Origin of the sequence: Chloroflexus sp., assembly GCF_049970315.1 — a bacterium.
Lineage (GTDB): Bacteria > Chloroflexota > Chloroflexia > Chloroflexales > Chloroflexaceae > Chloroflexus.
In genome coordinates this window covers 164,405-187,091 of the sequence record NZ_JBMFNE010000002.1, presented here as the reverse complement: position 1 = coordinate 187,091, position 22,687 = coordinate 164,405, and the positions used below count along the sequence as shown (strand labels likewise).

Below are 22,687 nucleotides of genomic sequence, written 5' to 3'. Positions count from 1 at the left end.
GCCGCTGCGCCTGATGAGTGTACCGTCTTGACGGGCATGGGTTGTCGTCACCTTTGTTGGGAAACGTGGCAGGGGTGACACTTCCTTCTATACTCCAAGCGGTAGTAACCAAACCAATGACGGAACAACACCATAATGATGTATTTGCACCGATCGACATCGATCATGTCATGGAACGTGTAGCCGGCGGTAACGAGACTGAAGTCTACTGCAGTGATGATCGTCGCTTCGTCGTCAAACTCAAGGGCGAATTAGCTAGCCGCGACGCTGCGGCAATGTTGGCTGACGCCCGCCGAATGCAACAGGCGGCCCAGCGTTTTGCCGCCTGTCTCGGATCACGCCACACAATTCCGACCTATTTTCTTCTTAGCCGCGATAGCGAAGGATTTGTGCATGCGTTGGCGATCCAGCCATATCTCGTCAATGCGCGTGTCTTAGCCGGCATTGACTGGCAATCGGTTGATACAGTTCGGCGCCGACAGATTGGGCGTGATCTGCGACACATGATCGCTCGCGCTGTAGGTTGTCTGTTCCGCACCGGTCATCTCCCCGATCTCTACGGCCGGGTTAGTGCTAACGCCGCCGAGCGCAGTCGTCGTAAGCAGTGGTGCTACCTTCCTGAACGTCTATGGAGCTTCTTGGTCGAGCGTACAATTTTACAATCACAGAATCTTATGCTTACCGACGAGCAACCACCACGCCTGATATTAATCGACTACGACGAGGTACGTCGCAACCGGCTTTACCGACTGATCTACTTTCTTGCCCGTCTCGTATTGTTTGGGCGCGATTTGTTCGTTATCTGGTGGAAGTTAGAACGCTAATTCACGATGCAGCGTTTGACACCAATCCATAACCCGATCACGGGCAGACAATATACGTCCTAAGAGACGATTATCATACCAAACACCCCACCGCTCCAATGGGTGGGGTGTCTGCTTCATGCCAATGTTGCCAAATGTAGAGGTAACACCGTTTACCGTACCATTCGCACTCCACGTACCAGCTCGATCAATGCAGCCCGGCCACCGCTCTCGAAATCCCACACCCAGAGTGTCGTTGGGTAGCGCTGACTCTGCGTCTGTGAACCGCGCGGTCCCTCATCACCACCATCAACTGTCGTGTAGAAGAGTTGACGACCGCGCACCGTCGCCGCGCCAAAACTACCCAAACTTTGTCCGGTTGCCAACAACTCACTCCGTTGCAAGCCGCGCCAGCGATAAAGCTGGTAATCTTGTACCAGATCACTGGCACAGAGCGTGGTAAGGTACAGCAACTGCCCATTACCATCCCAACCAAGTGGGCGTGTCCAGAATGGGCCTTCGCGCAACGGAAGCAACGGCAACGGTTCTGGCGTAGCACTTGGAATAACGGTTGGTGTCGCCGTTGATGTTACCGTTGCCGTCGGTACTACTGGCGTCGCGGTCGTCGTCCCATCGGGGGTTGGGATTAGGGTAGGTGTCGACGTAGGCGTCGCGGTGGCAGTTGCAGTTGGCGTGGCGGTAGGGAGTGGCAGAGTCACCCGTTGTTCGCCAATCCGCTCAACCAATTGACCGGCGCTGTTGAGTATCAACAAGTCAACACCGGGATCATCGGCACGGAGCGCTTCCACGGCTACATAATCACCGTTCGGACTAGCCACCAGCTCCCCAAAACCGCGATAACGAACGACAAGACGCGCATCGGTGAGGAGATCGGCACCCACATCAAGCACTTCACCGGTTGGTAAGTGCAAGAATAGCGAACTCCGTCCATCAGGGGATTCAACCCGATAGATCAAGCGGTCACCGCTCAACCATTGTGGCCTAAACCGACTCCACTCATCCAGGGTAGACTCAATCCGTATCGGCTCACCACCATCAACCGACACCGTATAAATCGCCCATTGCGTTGGGATTGCACCGGTCTCATCAACAGCAAAGGCAATGGTCGCACCATCGGGGCTAAACACCGGCTCAGCGCAACTCACACCAGGCTGGGCCAACGGACGCGCCTCACCACCGTTTACCGGCAATAGCCAAAGGGTTGAAGGTACCGCCAGAACCGCATCGGCCGGATCAAGCCCTGGTTCAGCTCGGCAGAAAGCAAGGTAATCACCGCGCGGACTGACAGCCAGATACGTTTCGGTTTCGGCAGAATTGGTCAGATTGACGGCACCGGCAGCTCGCCCTATCATCCCCGGTCCGGCGATTGTCGTCTGTGGTGTCACTTGCCAGACATCGCCATCGAACAGCATATAGAGTGGCTCCAACCGGTTTGGCGGTGAGCCGGCCGGTACTCGTAACGTATCACTTGCTGCACCCAACGTTGGCGAGCGCGCAACTGCTACCGACAATCGGTTCGGGGCAAGGGTCACGCGGAACGGTACCGGCTCGGTCAGCGGCAACAGAATCGTCGCACCGACATCAGCTTGTGGGTTAATCAGCATCAACGCCTGAGAGAGCGTGCGGGTACCGGTGAACGAAATCGTCGGGGTAATCGAATTCGTAAACCGATCATCGCGAATCCAGCCGGCCAACTCAATCCGCAGCGCATACGGGGCGTTCAGAGCAGCCGGTGCCGGTACAAGCAGCGCATCAGCAATGGCTAAACAACTCACGGTTGCGCTTAGCGGGGGAGAACCGGGACTCAGATCAAACAGCAGATCGAGCTGCTCGAATGCCGGGTTCCCACTCGTCTGCACCTCTTGCAATGCGGCTGAAAAGCGACCGATGGTAAAGCCAACCGTCTGCGAACAGTAGCCAAAACCGGCCAATGCCGGATTAGGTGTTGGTGTCGGCGGCAGTGGTGTCACGGTAGGCGTCGCCGTCGCCGTTGGTGTCGGTGAAGGCCCAAACGTCGGAGTAGCAGTTGGGGTCGCCGTGGCCGTCGCCGTCGCCGTCGCCGTCGATGTTGCCGATGGCGTACCGGCAATAATAGTCTCGATATTGGCGATCGGTTCTTCTGGGCCGGATGGGATAAGGTCACATCCAACCAACGCGACAGTCAGGAGCACAGTCAGGTAGCAGTAGACAGAACGGAAACGCCTCACAAACGTCTCCTCGTGTTGCCCCCGCAACCGGAAGCAACGCTGACAAAATCTCAGGCAACTTACAAACCGTCGGGTAGAACGACCTTAATCCAGCCACGTCGCATCGCATACACGACAGCCTGGGTACGGTCGTTGACGGCTAATTTACGCAAAATTGACGAAATGTGATTCTTCACCGTCTGGTTACTAATATCGAGCTGAGCCGCAATTTCGCGGTTCGTTCGCCCAGCAGCGACCAATTCCAGCACTTCTAACTCACGTGCCGAGAGCGGAGAAAAGACTGTCTGAATATCATCATCACCGACCATCTGACGAAAGGCTTCCAGTACGGTTGCGGCAACTTCTGGCGAAGTGAGCACGAGATCGTTAATCGGATACTCACCACGACGCACTTGGTGAAGCGTCGCGAGCAAATCGACAAATTCAATATTGGGTGGAACCATTGCCGACACACCGGCCCGGATCGCCTTGACGACCGTCGCACCATCATTGGTTGGCCCAAACAGGATGATACCAATATGCGGATGACTACGCTTGATCACACGTGCGACTTCTAACCCGTGGACACCGGGCAGATCAATGTCCATCACAACCAGATCGGAATCGGTTTGATCAACCAACTGGATCGCCTGCTGACCATTACTCGCCTCACCGATCACTCGATATTCCGGTGTTGACGACAAAGCATAGCGCAAACCGTCGCGAAAGAGCGAAACAGTATGCACGATAATCAGCGTTGTCACACTCACAGGTAACTCCTCCCCCAGCAGGTGATCTCACGTAAGACGGGTACGGACCTTGTGCCCACCCCACCGGCAAGCACAAGGCATGCCACTGCTTATCGCATACTCATCGGCATCACGATGTGAATATAGTCATCGTGCCCCACCGGCTTGAACACCGCAGGGCTTTGCGCACTCTGCATCTCAAACGCGATTTGGTTTGAGCCAACCGCAGCAATTGCATCGGCCAAAAACTTAACATTGAGTGCGATGACGCCACCCTCACCGATGACACTCCCATCAAGCTCGCTCGTATTATCACCCAATTCGGCGGAATTGGCACTCAGTACAATCCTCCCCGGCCCCATCTCACCGGCCGGCTCGATCTTTAATTTGACCACGTTTTGGCTCGCGCTGGCGAAGAACGATGCAAGCTTCACTGCCTTTGCCAACTCAGTACTGTCGAGCACCGTTCGCGTCACGTATTGTTGCGGAATGATCCGCTCAAAATCAGGGAACCTTCCCTCGATTAAACGTGAGACAACCTCGGTATTTTCAGTGTGGAAGAGAACATGACTACCACCGGGTGTGTACACCATTGCCACATCACCCTCTATATCGCCGATAATGCGGGCCAACTCGGCGAGCGTGCGTGCCGGAATTAAGCAATCGACCGCGTGAGCAACCGTTTCGGCCAACGGTATTGTACGCATTGCCAACCGGAACCCATCGGCGGCCACGAGCGTCAGTTGTTGATCGCGCGTTCGGACCAACACACTGGTCAAAATCGGGCGCGACTCATCAGTCGCGGCGGCAAACGCTACCTGTTCAATAGCCTCACGCCAGAGCACCGCCGGCAACGATACAAGCGGCGCCCGCGTATTGACAGCCGGCAATGAAGGAAATTCGTCTGCATCAACGCCTTTGATATTGCTTACGAAACGGCCACATTCAACCCGCAACGTTTGGGTCTTGGGATCGAGAGTGAGGGTTACTTTATCGTTCGGTAGACCACCTACGACATCGGCCAACAGCTTGGCCGGAACAGCCACTGCACCTGCTTGCGCTATGTTCGCACCAATCCAACGGTTAATTCCGACCTCAAGATTGGTGGCTGTCAGTTTGAGCCGGCCATCATCAGTAGCAAGTAACACATTTGCCAATACCGGCAATGTTGCGCTTTTACCGGCAACGGCATGGCTTATCGCCGCCAGACCGCGCTTCAGATCATCTTGCATGCATGTAAGTTTCATCGTGGCTCCTTAAAGAGACAACCTTACAAGCAGCAGCAAATGCTGCTCACCATCCGGGTGTGGCGCATTATAGCATATTGGCATCATTGCCGGCAGCATGACTGGTGCGTATGCAAGATAACCGTGCAGAGAGTGTGCATTGTATGAACAGAGGTCTTGACTTTTTGCAGAGCCGTGGTACCGTTTTATAGGGAAGAAGATTTTAAATAGCGATGGTTGACTCGACGATGGTCAACAATCAGAAGGGATTTGAGCATGGTAGTCGCTACGCGCCGATTTGAATTCTCTGCTGCACACCGGTATTGGCGCGATGACTGGAGCGCCGCTGAAAACGAGCGAGTCTTTGGGCCATATACAAGCCCGTATGGACATGGGCACAACTATACCCTCGATGTGAGCATCACCGGTGAGCTAGATGAGCGTACCGGCATGGTTATGAATATGACCGAACTCAAGGCAATCGTCAATGAAGTGCTCGAAGAGTTCGATCACAAGCATCTCAACCTCGACACACCGTATTTCCGCGATCAGATCCCGACGACCGAAAACTTCGTTCGTGTGCTCTGGCGACTGATCGCAGCACGCTTACCGACTCATGCGCGGCTCGCTCATCTCCGGTTATACGAACAGCCTGACCTCTGGGTCGACTACGACGGTGTTGGCGAAACCCAGTTTGCCCGCTTATACACCTTTGCCGCTGCTCATCGATTGCATGCACCGGCGCTCAGCGACGAAGAAAATCTCGCGATTTACGGTAAGTGCAACAATCCAAATGGCCACGGTCATAACTACACGTTGGAAGTTACCGTCCAAGGTGAGATTGACCCCGCCACCGGTATGCTCGTCGATCTAGCTTGGCTCGACCAGACGGTACATTCGGTGATCGATCCGCTTCATCTCCACCACCTCGACCGGGAAATTCCGGTCTTCGCCGAGCGACCTTCGACCGCCGAAAATATTATCGTCTATCTGTGGAACGAGCTCGCTCCTAAGCTAGAGGGCCGGCTAGCCCTGCTGCGCCTATGGGAGACGCGCAAAAATATCTTTAGCTATGCCGGTCCGGCATCGATCCCCGCTTAGGATAGGTATCACGCCTTTTTGCAGTGCGACCGTCGCGCTATACGTTTTGCAACGGAGTATCAAAATTATGTCAACTAATGGTTATCATTTAACCCACAATCACGATCTCGATGAAGACCACTACGAACACCTGATCGTTCCTGGTCGCGGCAAACTCGAAGGGATGACATTTTCATCAGATCCACGGATCGAAGACGCTGTTCGTACAGTCCTCACTGCAATTGGTGAAATACCAGAGCGTGAGGGTTTGCAGAAGACACCATCACGGGTGGCAAAGATGTACGCCGAGCTGACCGCCGGTTATCATATCGATCCACAAGCCTTGATCAACGGCGCCATCTTTCATGTTGCCTACGACGAGATGGTGCTGGTGACCAATATCGATTACTACAGCTTGTGTGAGCACCATATGTTGCCGTTCTTTGGGCAAGTCCACGTCGCCTACATTCCCAACGGAAAAGTGGTTGGACTAAGTAAGATTCCTCGGATCGTCGAGATGTTTGCCCGTCGCCTCCAAGTACAAGAGCGGATGACCGTGCAAATTGCCGATTTCATCAACGAAACGCTTGAGCCGGCGGGAGTGGCCGTCGTGGCCGAGGGGACTCATATGTGTGGGGTGATGCGAGGGGTAAAAAAGGCCAATGCCCGTATGGTGACTTCGGCAATGCGCGGTGCCTTCCGTGAGGACCCGAAAACTCGTGCCGAGTTTATGGCCCATGTCAATCGGGCAAGTAGTCGCCAGGATTAGGTAAAGGACGTGTACACGACCGATCAGGTTGTGTCCACGTATCTTTCATAACTGCCAAGAGAACGCTTATGCAATCGATCCTCATTACCGGCGCTTCGCGTGGCATTGGCGCAGCAACCGCTTTGGCACTGGCTAAACCCGGTACCCGTCTCACCCTGGCAGCACGTAACCGATCGGCGCTGGAAACTGTAGCAGCACAGGTCACCGCTACCGGTGCTGAATGCATTGTTGCTCCGTGCGATGTCACCGATCCGGCACAAGTTCGTGAAATGGTGGCAATCGCTGCCGGCGCCGGCCGGCTTGATGTCGTGGTCCACAGTGTCGGCGGCGCGCTTGTGGCACCGCTCGAAGCACTGAGTCTTGCCGAATGGGAGGCGCATCTGCGAACCCAGCTCACCAGTCTCTTTCTAGTGGCACAGATGGCGGTTTCCCGCATGGATCGCGGTGGTTTATTGATCAATATTGCCTCGGTTGCTGCTCGCCAGGCATTTCCCGGCTGGTCGGCGTATGTCGCAGCCAAACACGGTGCGCTCGGTTTTGCCGCCGCCATTCGGGAAGAACTGCGCCCACGTGGCATCCGTGTCTGTTCAATTTTGCCCGCCGCTACCAACACTGCAATCTGGGACGCTATTCCCGGTGAGTGGGCGCGGGATAATATGTTACAACCGGCCGACGTCGCGGCGGCTGTTGCTGCTGTTGTTGCGCTACCGCCATACGTGACGGTGGAAGACCTCACCATTGGCCATGTCGTCGGACGGTTATAGTTCCCGTCCACCGAGTATCAAGGTGAGGCAACGCCTCACCTATCTCTTACACAACACCATCCTTGACAAACCGGTCTACTTCGGCTACAATCGTTGACGGTATCTTGCCAATGTAGCTCAGTCGGTAGAGCAGCTGTTTCGTAAACAGCCGGTCGCCGGTTCGAGTCCGGCCATTGGCTCCACCCGTTGCGCTATTGCATTGCAGAGGCCTACTTCGATGACAAGTCATCGAAGTAGGCCTCAGGCTTTTCAAACTGGTTATTAATGTGTGGTACCATGAAAGAACTGTCTAGATACTCTAGACTTCGTACCAATATAAGCAATGCAGCACCATGGAATGGATACGGATCCGCGGCGCACGCACTCACAATCTCAAACAGATTGATCTCGACATCCCACGCGGTACATTGGTCGTGATGACCGGCGTTTCGGGATCGGGAAGAGTTCGCTCGCCTTCGATACCATCTTTGCCGAAGGGCAACGCCGCTATGTCGAGAGCTTATCGGTGTACGCTCGTCAATTGCTCGGTCAACTAGAAAAGCCCGATGTAGACCTGATCGAAGGGCTATCACCGGCGATTGCGATTGATCAAAAAGGCGGTGCCCGTAACCCCCGTTCCACCGTTGGTACTGTCACCGAAGTGTATGATTTCTTGCGCTTGCTCTTTGCCCGTATCGGTCAACCACACTGCCCACACTGCTATACACCGCTCCGTCGCTATACGCCGCAGCAGATGGTTGATGTTATCGTTGAACTGCCGGCTGACCGACGGGTACAGCTCCTTGCCCCGCTGACCGGTGATGCTGAAACAATACTGGCCGAGCTGCGGCGACACGGTTTCGTTCGTGCTCGGATCGACGGTGTGGTGCATGAACTTGATGAGCCGATCCGGTTGGATAAGTACCGAAAGCACACTGTCGAAGCCGTCGTTGACCGATTGATCATTCGTCGTACTGCCGAGGGAACACCGGCACTTGACCGTGTGCGGGTCACCGATTCGGTTGAGACGGCCCTGAAGTTGAGTGGTGGTCAACTGATGGTGCAGGTCATCGACGGCGATGAGTGGCTGCTCAGTGAACGGTATGTTTGTCCACAACACGGTTCGATAGACTTAGGTGAGCTTGAACCGCGCGATTTTTCGTTCAACAACCCGCACGGGGCTTGTCCAACCTGCGATGGCCTGGGTGTCGTACCCGAAATCGATCCTACCCTTGTCGTGCCTGACCGCCGCTTACCGCTCCTCGAAGCGATTGCGCCGTGGCGAGAAGGAGATAGTACCGCCCAGCGCTACTATCAAGACGTGCTGCGATCTTTTGCCGCTCACTTCGGCGTTGACCCACTTACACCGATCAATGCACTGTCGCCCGAAGTCTTAAGTACGTTACTGTACGGTACCGGTGGTGAACCGATCACTTTGCAGTACCACCATCAGGGGCGAGTCCACAGTGTTGAAACTGAATTTGAGGGTATCATACCCAACCTACGCCGCCGTCTCAACGAACAGCGAAACGGCAATGACCCATCGCCGCTTGAACAGTACACCTCACCACACCCCTGCCCTGATTGTGGTGGAACCCGCCTACGCCCCGCTGCTCGCGCCGTCACGGTAGCCGGTGCATCGATTGCCGATATTCACCGGATGACCGTCGCCGATGCGTTGGCGTGGGCCGGTGCTCTGCTCGAATACCACGAGTTGAGCGAACGGCAACGCACCATTGCGCGCCCAATCGTGCGTGAGATTACCCAGCGCTTACGATTTTTATGTGAAGTTGGACTGTCTTATCTCACGCTGGATCGCACAGCAATGACACTCAGTGGCGGTGAGATGCAGCGTGTACGATTGGCGACGCAAGTAGGTGCCGGCTTATCCGGCATACTCTACGTGCTCGACGAACCGAGTAGCGGTTTACACCCACGTGATCATGACCGTCTGCTCACCACGTTGCTGGAATTACGCGATCTCGGTAACAGCGTGATTGTGGTCGAACACGACGAAGCAACTATCCGTGCTGCCGATTGGCTGGTTGATATCGGGCCGGGAGCTGGGCCGCACGGTGGTGAAGTATTGGCAAGTGGAACATTGAATGAAATCATTGCTTGCCCACGGTCGCTAACCGGGCAATATCTGAGTGGAAAGCGTCAGATACCGATTCCCGACCGGCGACGTCCGGCCAACGGGCCATGGCTCGAACTGCGCGGATGTCGAGCCAATAATCTCAAGAACATCGATGTGCGTATTCCCCTCGGCTGCTTTGTCGCGGTTAGTGGTGTCAGCGGTAGTGGCAAGAGTAGCCTCATTGGAGACACGCTTGCGCCGCGCTTAATGCAGTTGCTGCATGGCGGCAAAGTCCACGCTGGCGATCACGATGCCATTCTCGGTGTTGAACATCTTGAACGAGTGATCGTCGTCGATCAAAACCCGATCGGACGCACGCCACGCTCGAACCCGGCTACCTACTGTCGGATTTTCGATCCCATTCGCAACTTATTCGCTGCGACCAATGAAGCCAAAGCTCGCGGGTATGATGCCTCGCGCTTCAGCTTTAACATCAAGGGCGGTCGGTGCGAGCACTGCGCCGGTGAAGGGTTGATTCAGGTCGAAATGCAGTTTCTCCCCGATATGTTCGTACCATGTGATATTTGCGGCGGAACGCGGTATAATCGAGAGACGTTAGATATTCGTTACCGTGGTCTCAACATTGCCGAAGTGTTAGAATTAACGGTAGCAGAAGCGCTTGACTTCTTCGCGCGCGTACCGGCTATTGCCGAACGGTTGCAAGCACTTCACGATGTCGGCCTTGGCTATCTCAAACTCGGTCAGCCGGCACCGACCCTGAGCGGTGGCGAGGCACAGCGGATCAAACTGGCCGCCGAACTGAGCCGGCGGAGTAGCGGACGGACGCTCTACATTCTCGATGAGCCAACGACCGGCCTGCACTTCGCCGACATCGAACGATTGGTAACCGTCTTACAACGTCTCGTTGATGCGGGCAATACGGTACTCGTGGTTGAACATCACATTGATCTGATCGCTGCTGCCGATTGGGTGATCGAACTCGGCCCTGAAGGCGGCGACAACGGTGGGCACCTGATCGGTGCCGGCACACCCGAAACTATTGCTATGCTGGCCAAATCGGCAACCGGTCCGTATCTGAAAAATCGTCTATATCGTGCATTGACGCGATAAACGTGGTAATCCGAATGTAATCTGTACGCCTTGAGTCTCTAGGAGCTACAGCCTATAGTACCAGCAAATGATTGAACTATTCCGCGCCGACAACGGCAGAAAGGACTCGTTCGATGGAGCGGATCATTCTGCGCGACCCAAAACTCATCTCGCCCTTCGCTGAGCCTGCCCGTGAACTGCGCATCCTCAACAAGCCGCTCTGGCTTTTGCAGCGTGATCTATTGAAGGCGTACAGTAAAAGTGCAGTTGAAATCGACCAATTAGCCGAGGTCTCTGAGTTATCGGCTCACGACGAGCGCATCGTGTACCGTGATAATCTCTTCTTCAATGCTGAGCTGATCGACACCTTCATTCATGAAGCGCGTAAACGGGGGACAGCGGCACAGATTGCGTTCAAAGCCAGTAACCCGGCTACCGGTCAGAAGGGCGATCCGAGCATCGAGCGTCACGCAACGCAGCTCTCGCACCATATTCGGCGGGTCGGTGATTATTACGTTGCCGATCTCTACTATCTCCCCGCCGGTGTGAACGATCTGACCCAGGCACAGCCGCTCGTCATTGACACGCTCAGCCATGAGATGGGATATTACCGTATCCCTAGTTATATGGCGCATAAAGGGGATCTGACCTATCAGATTCCAATTCGGGCTTTTGTCTCGATTGAGAGCTGGCTCCACGTCTTAATGGCTAACGTGTTAATGGGGGTCTTCTCGTGGGCTGCCGCGCTTGACGTGCGGATGAGCAAGGCACGGTTGAAGAACCTTCCTAAGTGGACGGCGGAAGATTGGCGCTTATTTCCAGGCAAAATTGCCTTCGCACTTAAGGCATTTTGGGAGAAGATTAACCCACTTGAAGAGCAGTGGCGTAATCACTTTCTCGCCTCGCGTGCGCTGGTCAAAGTCGGGAAACGCTGCTCTATCGATCCGACAGCGATCATCCACGGGCCTACGGTAATCGGTGATGATGTCTATATCGGGCCGGGAGTAGTCATTGCCAATAGCTATATCGGCAACAACGTCAATATTATGCAAGGGTCACAAATTATGCTGAGTGTGGTAAGTGACCGCTGCTTTTTGCCGTTCAACGCCGGTCTATTTATGACGGTACTGATGGAAAATAGCATGGTGGCCCAGAATAGCACGCTCCAACTCTGTGTGGTTGGCCGCAATACCTTCATCGGTGCGAATAACGTCTTCACCGATTTCAACTTGCAAGGTGAGCCGATCAAGGTTATTCATGACGGTGTTCCGATGGAAGTTAATATGCCGGTGTTGGGTTCGGCGGTTGGTCACAACGTAAAACTCGGCAGTGGATTTGTGGTCTACCCCGGACGTATGATAGAATCAAATGCAGTGATCATCTTTGATAATGAGATGAATCTGATACGAAAGACGGTACCCGGACACGATCTGAACGACGTTGATGAAGCAACTGGTGAACCACGGCGCATTATCTACCACTGGCCGAACGTCTATTATGATCCGGCACACTCCAACCCTAGCTCGCCCGCTGATAGCGAGCCACCGGTTCAGATGAGCACATTTCGTCTAAGTCAACCTACCGGAAATGGTCGCCTGCCCGAGCACATTAGTGCGAGCCAGCGGTCATAGCCGCCGCATCGCAAGGAGAATCGACTGTGAGCAAGGAACGTATCCTCGTGGTTGAGGACCAGCCAGACATCTCAAGCCTGTTGAAGATCTATTTCACTGCCCAGGGATACGAGGTCTACACAGCCTTGCGCGGTCAACAGGCGCTAGAGATTTGCAGTAAGACACCGCCAAATCTGGCCCTGCTCGATGTGAACCTGCCCGATATGGAGGGGTACGATGTGGGACGAGCCTTGCGTGCAAGCCCGCGCACTCGTCATATCCCGATTATTTTTCTGACCGCACGCGGTGAACGGCGTGATCGTTTGATCGGGTTGGGAGAAGTTCAGGCGCAATACTACATCGTAAAACCGTTCGATATTGAAGAGGTTCACACAATCGTCAAGAATCAGCTTGAAGAAGCTCGCCGGCGCAACCAACTGCACCCCGTCACGAATTTGCCAACCGCCGAGTTACTGAATGATCAGCTACGGCAACTTCTTACTGCATCACATTGGGCGCTCATAAATGTGCATATTAACGGGTTTGAGACCTTTACCAATGTCTATGGTGCTGTTGTTGGCGAAGATGTGTTACGTTTTGTTGCTCTCATGCTCAATGAAGTGGTGAGTGAGCTGGGTGGCAATGAGGAGTTTGTCGGTCAACAATCGGTTGGGCAATCGTTCTTGATCACGACCCTTCCCGAACGCGCACAAGCCATCTGTGAACGGATTATTGCCCGATTTGATGACGAAATTGGCCTACACTACAACTACCGTCACCGGAAACAGGGTTACATCGAGTTTGTTGATGAAACCGGTGAACCACGGCAGGCTCCACTGATGTCGCTCTCTATCGGTGTACTAACTCACAATGATGGCCCTTTTGCTGATATTCGTGAGCTGAGTGAGGTGGCAGAGGAGGTACGTCAGCGTGCATTGGTACAGGCACGTGAACAAGGTAAGCGTAGTTTCGTAGTGTATGGCCGCTCTTAATATACGGTTTGGCATTCTGTAAAAACAGCGCCCTGTATTCGTTTAGGTATATGTAGCAGTCAATGCAGCCCCAACCGGTTAGCAAGAGCGAGGCCATGGATACGACGGTCACTGGAGCCCCAACCCAAGGTTGGGAACTCCTTACCCAATTGGCCCTACATAGTCAACAACCGCTTGGTGGTACCGAGCCGGAAGCGTTGTGCCGCCTGATCGGTGAGTTGCTCGAACGGCACCTTGGCGTCGGCGGGCGCTTGACGTTATTGGCCGGTGAGCGCGAGCTGGTCAGCGTGACATGGGGTGATGCGCCAACGAATGGCTATGCCCTCGACCTCCGCGATGCGAACCATCACTATGGCCGGCTTACCTTAGCGGCAACATTCGATCCGGCATTCACCAAAGCACTGACCGCTCAAATTACGACCCTCCTCAGCATCTGGCAACGATCCCAACTGGCCGAGCGCATCGAACGGTTGCGATCCCTCGGCTATGCAACCCTAGAGCAGGCCGGCCTTGGTGATATGACGGCTGCACTTGAGCAACTGTGTCGTGAAGCATGCAGCTTGTTGCCGGCGAAAGCACTCGCCCTGTACTGGATTAACTTCAATGAGCAGACCCTTTCACGAGCAGTAAGTAGTGCAGGCAGTACGGTGTTTCCATCGCGACTGGCGATTGGCGACAATGAGGCCATTGCCGAAGCGATCACGTTTCAGACCGGTCAGCATGGTACCTGGCAGTATCATTTGTCGCGTCGTGGCGTCCCAACTGAATGGCCGATGCTGGTCGAACCCCTCAGTGTTGGAGTTGAGTTAGTTGGATTACTGATCCTCATCGATCCCGGACCCGATGCGGAACTCACCATCTCATCGTTAGCCCGTCCGCTTGCGCTCTTGCTGCACACCACGTCGTTACAACAACACGAAAGTCGGCATGCTCGTGAACTGTTCGTATTGTACGAGAACAGTCTTGAGATCGGATCGGGGTTGGTCATCGAAGAGACCATTGCACGGGCAACCGAGAACATGGCATTAGCGCTCAACGCCGATTTCGGGGCGGTGTACTTGATCGATCCGAACCGTCAAAATCAAGCTCAGACGATTGCTGTGCACAGTGAACACCTCAGTGGTGTGCGCAGCTTTGATACCATTACCCTGACTCCGGCACTCACAGCGTTCATGGAGCGAAGCGAGCCGGTTCTGATAGCCAACACGCCGCTGATCGCGCAAGATAATCCGATAGCTGCTCATGCAACAATGTTTGGTTGCCAAAATCTTTGGTTGACACCACTACGGAGCAAAGAGCAGGTTGTTGGATTTTTGGCGATGGGCTACGCTGCCTCGAGCTATATGCTCGATCAGATTGAGCGCAACCTATTACAGGTGCTGAGCGCGCAGATCGCGACCACCGTACAACACCGGCGGTTGTACGATGCAGCTCAACAACGTGCCGGTGAACTCGAACGGCTCCAGGAGATTAGTGAGTCGCTTGCTGCCGATCTCTCGCTCGATGAAACACTGGAGTCGACGATAGCCGGTGCTGCTAAGCTCGTCCGATTCAGTGGTGCCCGGATTACCCTGTACGACGAACGCTACCAGACGATGCGCATCGCTTTCCAGCATGGATTGCGGTGTCAGGTTGGTGGTGAGGGTGATGTCCTGAGTTTGTGGATCGCGCGCCATCAACGACCGCTGCGGATCGGAAATCTTTCCCAACCGCCGGTGTGGTTGGGGGCACTTGATAATGCCTGTATTCTGATCCTTGCTAACGATATGCCTGCCCAAAGCTATTTGGGCATGCCGTTGCGGAGTGGCAACACACTCTTGGGTGCGTTGGAGCTCATTTCGACGCAAGCGGGAGCCTTTAGCGCCGAAGATGAGCGGTTGTTGAGCATTATTGCTGGTCAATCGGCACGTGCCATCGCCAATGCTAGCCGATTTGCACAAGTTGATAGCAGCTTGCGCTTACGCATCGAACAACTGCGCGCGCTCCAACGGATCGGTAGTCAGTTAGCGATTACTCTCAACCAAAACGAGATTCTTGCCTTTGTACTTGAGCAAGCACTACGCGCTACCGGCGCCGGTCACGGTTTGATCGCATTACGAGTAAATTCCTCGGAGTCGACCAATGGTGGCCGCTCAATGACCGAATTGTTGCACCGATCACTGACCACCGACCTTGATAGTGAAGACGGTGCATTTGTGATTGTCGAAGTCATTGGCTACGCACCGCAACTACGTACCCGACTGCTCGGTAGCACGATTGAGCAAGATGTACATACTGCCCAAGAGTCAATCGTTCGTCGGGAGATTGCGATCGGCGACTACCTCAGTGAAGATGAGCGCAGTGCATTACTTTGCCCGAACGCTAGTTCAGCGCTGGCAGCACCCATCTTCTACCAGGGTAGTGTGTACGGAGTAGTGTTGTTGCTTGCGGAACAACCGCACTACTTCGACCACGACGCGGCTGAGTTTCTCCGTGCCCTCACCCACCAGGCGGCGATTGGGATCGGGAATGCCCAGCACTACTTCGAGCTGGAGCATATGGCCAAAATGCTCCAGCGGCGAGCCGATATTCTCAAAGACGTGTTGGAGATTGGGCAGGCCCTGCGCGCCGATCAGTCGCTGCCGAGTGTGCTTGAGCAGATCGGGTACAGCATCATTGAAGCGCTCGGTCTACGGACCGTCATGTTCTGTCTTGCGCGGCCCGATGATCCGAATCACCTCTATCTGGAGGCGGCTGCCGGTATTCCTTTATCGGAACAAGCGCGCTTGGTCGAACATCCATTGGCGTTAACACTGGCGACGCGCTATCTTGACCTACGCTTCCGGCTCGGACGAACATACTTTGTGCCGGCTACGGAGGCTCGCGTACTGGAAGCCGGGTTCGACACGAGTATATTTGACTATCACCCATTCAGCGATGAGCGGGCTGAGCACGAATGGCAATTGAACGACCGGCTGTGCGTACCACTTTATTCGACCAATGGGATGTTGTTGGGGATGATCTTCGCCAGTGATACCGAAGATCGGCAACGCCCAACAGCACGGATGGTCGAACCACTTGAGATTTTTGCCGATCAAGCTGCTATTGCGATTGAAAACCATCTGCTGTTACAGGAAGCTCGCGACCGGGCCGAGGAAATGGCGGCACTCTTCCACGTTGGCGCCGCAGCAACTTCGACAACCGACCTCGACATCTTACTTGAGCGTGTCTATGAAGAGATTGCAGCGTTCCTCGGCATACCGGATTTCTTCTACATCGCTAGCTACAATGCCGAGCAAGAAACGATACGCTTTGAGCTGTTTAAGCAACGTGGTGTGACAGTTCCTGAATACCATAAGCGTATCACACCAAAGCAAGGACTAACTGCTAAGATTATTGATGAGGGTAAGCCACTTCGGATCGATGACCTTTTGCCAGCAACCGATCTGCGCAGTCAGTCGCTCCTGTTAGTTGAAGAGGGTCGGCAGGTACGCTCATGGATCGGGGTGCCGCTGATCAGCCAAGGAGCGGTGATCGGCGTTCTATCGTTACAGAGTGAAACCGCCGCCGCCTTTTCTGAACGCACCTTACGCTTTTTAGCCGCACTGGCCAACCAACTCGCCATCGCGCTTGAAAATGCTCGTCTCTTCGCCGATCGTGAACAACGGATTCGCGAGCTGAACATTATTAACCGAATCGGGCAAATCATCGCGGCAACGCTCGATCAACGGCAAATGCTGCGCGATGTGTACGAGCAGTTACGCCACTTCCTTTCCCTCGACTCATTTGTCGCATTTTTGTACGAACCGGAAAGTGGCGAGATGACGTTGTGTTACGAAGTCAACGAAGGGGTTGAGTCATTTACCGAGCATCGCCAGCCACCTAAACCGGGGAGCCTGACCGAACGAATTATTCAGACCCGCCAGCCTTTACAATTTACCGATCTTAGTATTGAGGCTACCGAAGCCGGTTTTCAGCCGGTACGTTTTGGGAGTGAACGTCCCTCGGCAGCATGGCTCGGCGTGCCATTGCTGATCGGGGACCAGACGGTCGTTGGTGTGCTGGCGGTGATGAGCTACACTCCCGGTATCTACCACGAGCGGGAACGCGCTTTCCTGACGACGGTTGCCAGCCAATTAGCGCTCGGCGTTCAGAATGCTCGCCTCCTCGAGCGCGCGCAAACGCAAGTTGAGCAACTGGCATTGATCAACCGGGTTGCAGCCAAAACCAATGCACTGACCGATCTCAAAGCCATTTACCAAGAGATCGTAAATGCAATGGCGACCGCGACGGGGGTTGATCAGGCACGGATAGTGATCTACGACCGTGAAAGCGGCTATGCACCGGCCGTCGCCGAGTTTGTCGATAGTGGACTGCTCGATCAACTGCGCATCCAACTCTTCGACAATCCTTCGGTTGATTGGCTCGACCGCGAGAAACGACCGCTGGTTTCAGAAGATGCGCAAAACGATCCACTGTTCGCACCGTCGCATGCTATATTCCGTGCACTTGATATTCGTTCCATTGGTATCATACCGATCATCTTGGATGACGAAGTGATCGGTACAGTTGGGCTTGACTTTGTCGGACGAACGGGTACGTTCTCGCCGCAAGTCCTCGAGTTGTGCCAGACCCTGGCCAACCAGACGAGTACCGCCATTGCACGCGCCCGTGCAACTGCTGAAGCGCAGCGGAGTGCTGAGGCTACCCGGCAGAAGGTCAGCGAACTATCAACGCTGCTCGACGCTGCTCGGATCTTGTCGTCGCTGCTCCGCCCGCAAGAGGTGCTCAATAAACTGATGGAATTGGTCAGCCGTCAGTTTAATGTCACGACAGTAGCACTATGGACGATCAGCGAAGGCAATGTCCTCACACCGGCAGCCCTCGATGGTATTCCGTCTGAGCAGGGGCGTAGGATGCGCGTACCTATCGGTCAGGGCTTCACCGGACGGGTAGCCGAGACCGGTCAGCCCCTGATCATCGAAGATGTGAATGAAGAGGGCGGATCGCTCTACCCCAACTACCAGCAGCGCAATAATCTCATCTCATTTATGGGTGTACCGGTCATCTACCGCGAGCAAATTATCGGTGTGCTCAGTGTGATGACCAATTACCGACGTCGCTTTACGAACGATGAGATGTTATTGCTGGCCGGTCTGGCCAATCAGGCGGCAACAGCGTTGGAAAATGCGCGCCTGTTTGAGGAGCGTGAGCGACGTATCAATGAGCTGACAATTATTAACCGAATTAGTGCTGAAGTAAACGCTTCGCTTGATGTTATTGAACTGATCGAACGATTGCACGCCGGAATCGGTGAAATTATCGATGTGAGCACGTCGCTGATCGCCCTCTACGATGAAGCGACTAATACGATTAGCTATCCGATTGCCTACGACCGCGGTCAACGAATTACACTTGAGCCGCAACCACTTGGCTATGGAACAAATGGATGGGTCATCCGAAACCGTCGCCCGCTCTTACTTGGCACAGCATCTGCCGCCCGTGCGATGGGTCTGCTGATCGATGAAGGGCGAATCGGCGATACATCGGCCATCGAGGAGTCGTATCTGGTCGTTCCCATTATCTACAGCGATCAGGTACTAGGTGTGATTAATATCCAGAGCTATACGCAATATGCCTTTGACGAAAACGATCTGCGTTTCGTCACGACGGTAACGAATCAGGCGGCTGTTGCACTCAACAACGCCCGCCTGTTTGCCGAAACCCGCCAAAATGCGAGTGAAATGAGCACCCTGTTCGAGGTGTCGCAGAGCTTATCGGGCACACTCGAACCTGACACGATTCAGATGCTTATCGCCGATGCAGCAGTGCGCCTGCTGCGTGCCGAACTGGGAGCAGTGCTTCGAATCGACCGGCGTGGGAATATTGAGCGCCAGATCCTCATCGATGGCCTTGAATTCCGTGAAGACATTCACATTGATTTTCGGAGCGACGGTCTGACTGCCGCCTTGTTACGACGCGATCAACCGATTGCCATTAGCGATCTAGCTGAGTTCGATGACGGTGGGCACCATGCATTGAAGCTCGGTGTACGTAGCGCATTGGGCATTGCGGTTGGGCCAATCGAAGAACGCCTCGCTGTGATCTGGGTTGGCATGCGGAAACCTTTTGAATGGACCCAGCACCAAATTTCACTGCTCTCAATCTTGGCCAACCAAGCGGCACAGGCACTGAAGAGCGCGCAACTCTTCGCCGTCGAGCAAAAACGGCGACGACAGGCGGACATGTTGCGTGAAATAGCCCAGTCGTTTACGTCAACCCTTGCGTTACGCGAGATTCAGACACTCGTCCTCGAACAGTTGCAGCAGATCGTCCCCTACGATAGCGCAGCAGTGCTCCTGCGTGACGAGGGGTACGGTGATCTACGAGTAGTCGAGGTGCGTGGCACAACTTGTACCCTACCGGTTAATAGCACCTTGATCCTCGAAAATAGTAGTCTCTTCCAATCGATGGCGATTGAGCATCAGCCGATCCTGATCGCCGATACGTATCGCGATCCGCGCTTTCACGAATTACGCCGACTGGGCTGGTGTGATGGTGCATGGATCGGAGCGCCGCTGCTGGTTGATAATGAACTCGTGGGTGTATTGACGGTTCACGATCTTGAACCGGCTGCCTACGATGATGAGGCATTAGCGGTTGTATTTACCATCGCCAGCCAAGCAAGCCAAGCCATCCAGAATGCGCGTCTGTTCGATCAAATTAGCAACCTCGCGGCCGATCTCGATGCGCGTGTGCGTGAACGCACCGCCGAACTCGAACAAGCGACCCAGTTGCTGTCGGAAGAGAAGGAACGCCTCGAGGCAGTCAACCGAATTGCCCTAGAACTGACGACTCAACTCGATCTCGACTTGATCATTCAGCGGGCGCTTGCATTGATCTCCGACAGTCTACACGTGGATCGCGGGTCGCTCATGTTGCGTGATGTGGAAAGTGGAGCGTTAATCTGCCGCGCAGTGTTGCACGGTCGTGGGCAGGTGCAAGCAGCCAATGTTCCGCTACGATTCGCGAACAATACCGAGGGCTTGGCGGGCTGGATTATGCAGCACCAAGAACCGGTGAACATCCGTGACGTTACGCAGGATCCGCGTTGGGTTCAGGAAGGGGATCGCGCTAATACAGTCCGTTCGGTTGCCGGTGTCCCATTGCAGACAGGTGATACTACTATTGGTGTGATCATTCTGTCTAGCCCGCAACCTGATTACTTCAGCGATTCGCAAATGAATCTGCTCGGCACAATTGCGAGTGTGATCGCTGCTGCCGTCTATAATGCCCAGCTTTACGGTTTCGTGAACGATCTGGCGTTCCGCAATGCCGTGCTCCTCGAAGAGCAGCGTGCCGAGTCGTCGAAGAGTGCCGCTATCTTCCGCTCGATGACGGAAGGTGTTATTGTTCTCGATACGACGAATCAGATTACGCTGTTCAACCCAGCTGCGGAGCAGATGCTCGATATTGCAGCCGACCTTGTTCTCGGTCAACCCCTCGCTCATTTAGCCGAGGTTGGTAACGACGACATCAGCCGCCGACGTGGGCAGACGATTTACCAAGGCATTTTGCACGGCCTACGCCGGATGCGCGAGACCCAAGGTATCTTTAGCACGTCAATTGACTTAACCGATCCGACACAGGTGATCGCGGTGAACATCGCACCGGTACGTGGACTTGACACCGATTACGGCACCGTGGCCGTGTTACGCGACATTACCCGCGAAATTGAGGCAGACAAGGAGAAACGTCAGTTTATCTCGGACGTCAGCCACGAGCTACGTACACCGTTGACGGCGATCAAAGGGTATGTCGATGTCCTGCTGCTTACGGCCAGTCTGAACCTGACGTCAGATCAACTCAGTTATCTGAACATTATCAAAAATAACACCAACCGACTCCGCGCCCTCATCGAAGACATTCTCGAGTTCTCACGGCCCGACTCGAAGAAGAAGCTCACTTTCACGCAAGTTAATATTCCAACCGTAATCGAGGAAGTAGTCCAATCGCTACGATTGGAATACGAGCGCAAGAGCATGATAGTGCGGATCGATGCCTCGCCGGACCTACCACCGGTTATTGCCGACCAGAAGCGGGTCAGTCAAATTATCTTCAACCTCTTCTCGAACGCGGTGAAATACACCTATGAAGGTGGCTCGATTACCGTTCGAGCGTTCGTTAATCGAGCGAACATGATGCAAATTGAAGTGGAAGACACCGGTGTTGGAATGTCACCGGAGCAGGTGAAGAAGCTCTTCCGCCCCTTCTACCGCGCCGACAACCCACTGCGTGATATTGCCGGTGGTACCGGTTTGGGCCTGAGTATCGCCAAGCAACTGGTAGAGATGCATGGTGGCGAGATCTGGGTGACCAGCGAGCTAGGTAAAGGCAGTACGTTCTCGTTTGCCATCCCACTCCAGCAAACGATAACTACCGACAATCACGAGGAGGTGGAGATATGAGTGTTATCCACCTCGACAATCGGCTCGCCCACTACGAAGTATTCGGGCGCGGTCAGCCGATCATCTTCCTGCATAGCTGGATCGGCTCGTGGCGGTATTGGGTACCGATCATGGATCTTGCTTCCGAACGGTACCGCGCCTATGCGTTCGATTTCTGGGGTTTTGGCGAGAGCGACCGGCGCGGTGATCAGTTTTCGGTACCGACATATGTTGCGATGCTGATGCAGTTTATGGATCGGCTGGGGATTGCCCGAACGACGTTGGTTGGGCATGGGATGGGAGGGATGGTGGCGATTATCGCTGCTTACCAACATCCAGAGCGGTTCAACCGATTGCTGACCGTCGCTACTCCCCTCCACGGCCAAGTGTTGGCCCAACATATCAAGCCGGGGACGCTCTCTCGCTTGCTAGGCATGAACACCAACCAGAACGGTTGGGCGCGGATGGTACGCTCGTTACAGGTAGCGGACACCGAGATTCAGCAGGAGATTGAGGAAGACACGATCAGCCTGAGCGAACATGTGTTAAACCAGGTTCACGAGTCGTTGCTCGAGACAGACCTGCGTCCTCACATTATTTCGTTACAGACACCATTGCTGGCGGTATACGGTGGCAAAGATCCGATGGTCAATCCGGCGCACGCCGCATTTCTTAACGAGCTGGCCGAGCGCCCAATTCAGTTGCTGGTGTTACCGAAAGCTAGCCACTTCCCCTTCCTCGAGCAGGCCAATACGTTTGGCCGTATGTTACTCGATTTCTTGGTTTCACAGGGAACGGCGATTGAAATAAAAGAAGAGTGGCGGCGACGGGTGAATCAACGTGAATATCTGTAGCGGATGCGAAGAGGAGAACACTGTTGCAGCGACGTTGCCGG

Annotated in this window: 11 protein-coding genes, 1 tRNA gene and 1 pseudogene; 10 read left to right on the top strand and 3 right to left on the bottom strand. The window is 54.5% G+C overall.

Features of this window, described 5'->3' with window-relative positions; translation table 11 throughout:
- Window positions 1-116 precede the first annotated feature (116 nt).
- Window positions 117-824, top strand: coding sequence for a hypothetical protein (locus ACP5OT_RS02080; protein ID WP_424674680.1), 708 nt, complete (start codon window positions 117-119; stop codon window positions 822-824).
- A 152-nt stretch (window positions 825-976) separates the two neighbouring features.
- Here the strand turns inward: ACP5OT_RS02080 and ACP5OT_RS02075 are convergent, their stop codons facing one another.
- The 3 genes from ACP5OT_RS02075 to dnaN all read right to left on the bottom strand — a co-directional run bounded on the left by ACP5OT_RS02075 (window position 977) and on the right by dnaN (window position 5,006).
- Entirely contained in the window at window positions 977-3,031 is a 2,055-nt protein-coding gene (locus ACP5OT_RS02075) for a hypothetical protein (protein WP_424674679.1), read from the bottom strand.
- A 59-nt stretch (window positions 3,032-3,090) separates the two neighbouring features.
- Window positions 3,091-3,780, bottom strand: coding sequence for a LuxR C-terminal-related transcriptional regulator (locus tag ACP5OT_RS02070; RefSeq protein ID WP_424674678.1), 690 nt, complete (start codon window positions 3,778-3,780; stop codon window positions 3,091-3,093).
- Between the two features lie 89 nt (window positions 3,781-3,869).
- Window positions 3,870-5,006, bottom strand: coding sequence for a DNA polymerase III subunit beta (gene dnaN / locus ACP5OT_RS02065; protein ID WP_424674677.1), 1,137 nt, complete (start codon window positions 5,004-5,006; stop codon window positions 3,870-3,872).
- Between the two features lie 255 nt (window positions 5,007-5,261).
- On the opposite strand from dnaN, the gene ACP5OT_RS02060 reads away from it, so the two are divergent.
- The 9 genes and pseudogenes from ACP5OT_RS02060 to ACP5OT_RS02020 all read left to right on the top strand — a co-directional run bounded on the left by ACP5OT_RS02060 (window position 5,262) and on the right by ACP5OT_RS02020 (window position 22,646).
- A complete protein-coding gene (locus tag ACP5OT_RS02060) occupies window positions 5,262-6,086 on the top strand; it encodes a 6-carboxytetrahydropterin synthase (protein ID WP_424674676.1) in 825 nt (274 codons plus the stop codon).
- 67 nt (window positions 6,087-6,153) lie between these two features.
- The gene (gene folE / locus ACP5OT_RS02055; protein WP_424674675.1) at window positions 6,154-6,834 is read left to right on the top strand and encodes a GTP cyclohydrolase I FolE; all 681 of its coding nucleotides are present in this window, start codon (window positions 6,154-6,156) and stop codon (window positions 6,832-6,834) included.
- A gap of 68 nt (window positions 6,835-6,902) precedes the next feature.
- Complete coding sequence (locus ACP5OT_RS02050) at window positions 6,903-7,598, top strand: SDR family NAD(P)-dependent oxidoreductase (protein ID WP_424674674.1); 696 nt, start codon at window positions 6,903-6,905, stop codon at window positions 7,596-7,598.
- A 106-nt stretch (window positions 7,599-7,704) separates the two neighbouring features.
- Window positions 7,705-7,780 (top strand) — tRNA-Thr (locus ACP5OT_RS02045).
- A 150-nt stretch (window positions 7,781-7,930) separates the two neighbouring features.
- Window positions 7,931-10,785, top strand: a pseudogene (uvrA, locus tag ACP5OT_RS02040) (excinuclease ABC subunit UvrA).
- 113 nt (window positions 10,786-10,898) lie between these two features.
- Complete coding sequence (locus ACP5OT_RS02035; protein ID WP_428131181.1) at window positions 10,899-12,395, top strand: multidrug transporter; 1,497 nt, start codon at window positions 10,899-10,901, stop codon at window positions 12,393-12,395.
- Window positions 12,396-12,421: 26 nt separating this feature from the next.
- Complete coding sequence (locus ACP5OT_RS02030) at window positions 12,422-13,366, top strand: response regulator (protein WP_428131179.1); 945 nt, start codon at window positions 12,422-12,424, stop codon at window positions 13,364-13,366.
- A 95-nt stretch (window positions 13,367-13,461) separates the two neighbouring features.
- Window positions 13,462-21,813: a GAF domain-containing protein gene (locus ACP5OT_RS02025; protein ID WP_428131177.1), complete on the top strand. Its 8,352-nt coding sequence runs from the start codon at window positions 13,462-13,464 to the stop codon at window positions 21,811-21,813.
- Window positions 21,810-22,646 carry an alpha/beta fold hydrolase gene (locus tag ACP5OT_RS02020; RefSeq protein ID WP_428131175.1) on the top strand — a complete coding sequence of 279 codons (837 nt, stop codon included), beginning with the start codon at window positions 21,810-21,812 and terminating at the stop codon, window positions 22,644-22,646. Before ACP5OT_RS02025 ends, ACP5OT_RS02020 begins: the two co-directional genes overlap by 4 nt.
- Window positions 22,647-22,687 lie beyond the last annotated feature (41 nt).

Coding starts and splice junctions, on each gene's coding strand:
- ACP5OT_RS02020 (WP_428131175.1), top strand. CDS start 21,810: ATGAGTGTTATCCACCTCGACAATCGGCTCGCCCACTACGAAGTATTC.
- ACP5OT_RS02050 (WP_424674674.1), top strand. CDS start 6,903: ATGCAATCGATCCTCATTACCGGCGCTTCGCGTGGCATTGGCGCAGCA.
- ACP5OT_RS02060 (WP_424674676.1), top strand. CDS start 5,262: ATGGTAGTCGCTACGCGCCGATTTGAATTCTCTGCTGCACACCGGTAT.
- ACP5OT_RS02080 (WP_424674680.1), top strand. CDS start 117: ATGACGGAACAACACCATAATGATGTATTTGCACCGATCGACATCGAT.
- dnaN (WP_424674677.1), bottom strand. CDS start 5,006: ATGAAACTTACATGCATGCAAGATGATCTGAAGCGCGGTCTGGCGGCG.
- folE (WP_424674675.1), top strand. CDS start 6,154: ATGTCAACTAATGGTTATCATTTAACCCACAATCACGATCTCGATGAA.
- ACP5OT_RS02035 (WP_428131181.1), top strand. CDS start 10,899: ATGGAGCGGATCATTCTGCGCGACCCAAAACTCATCTCGCCCTTCGCT.
- ACP5OT_RS02025 (WP_428131177.1), top strand. CDS start 13,462: ATGGATACGACGGTCACTGGAGCCCCAACCCAAGGTTGGGAACTCCTT.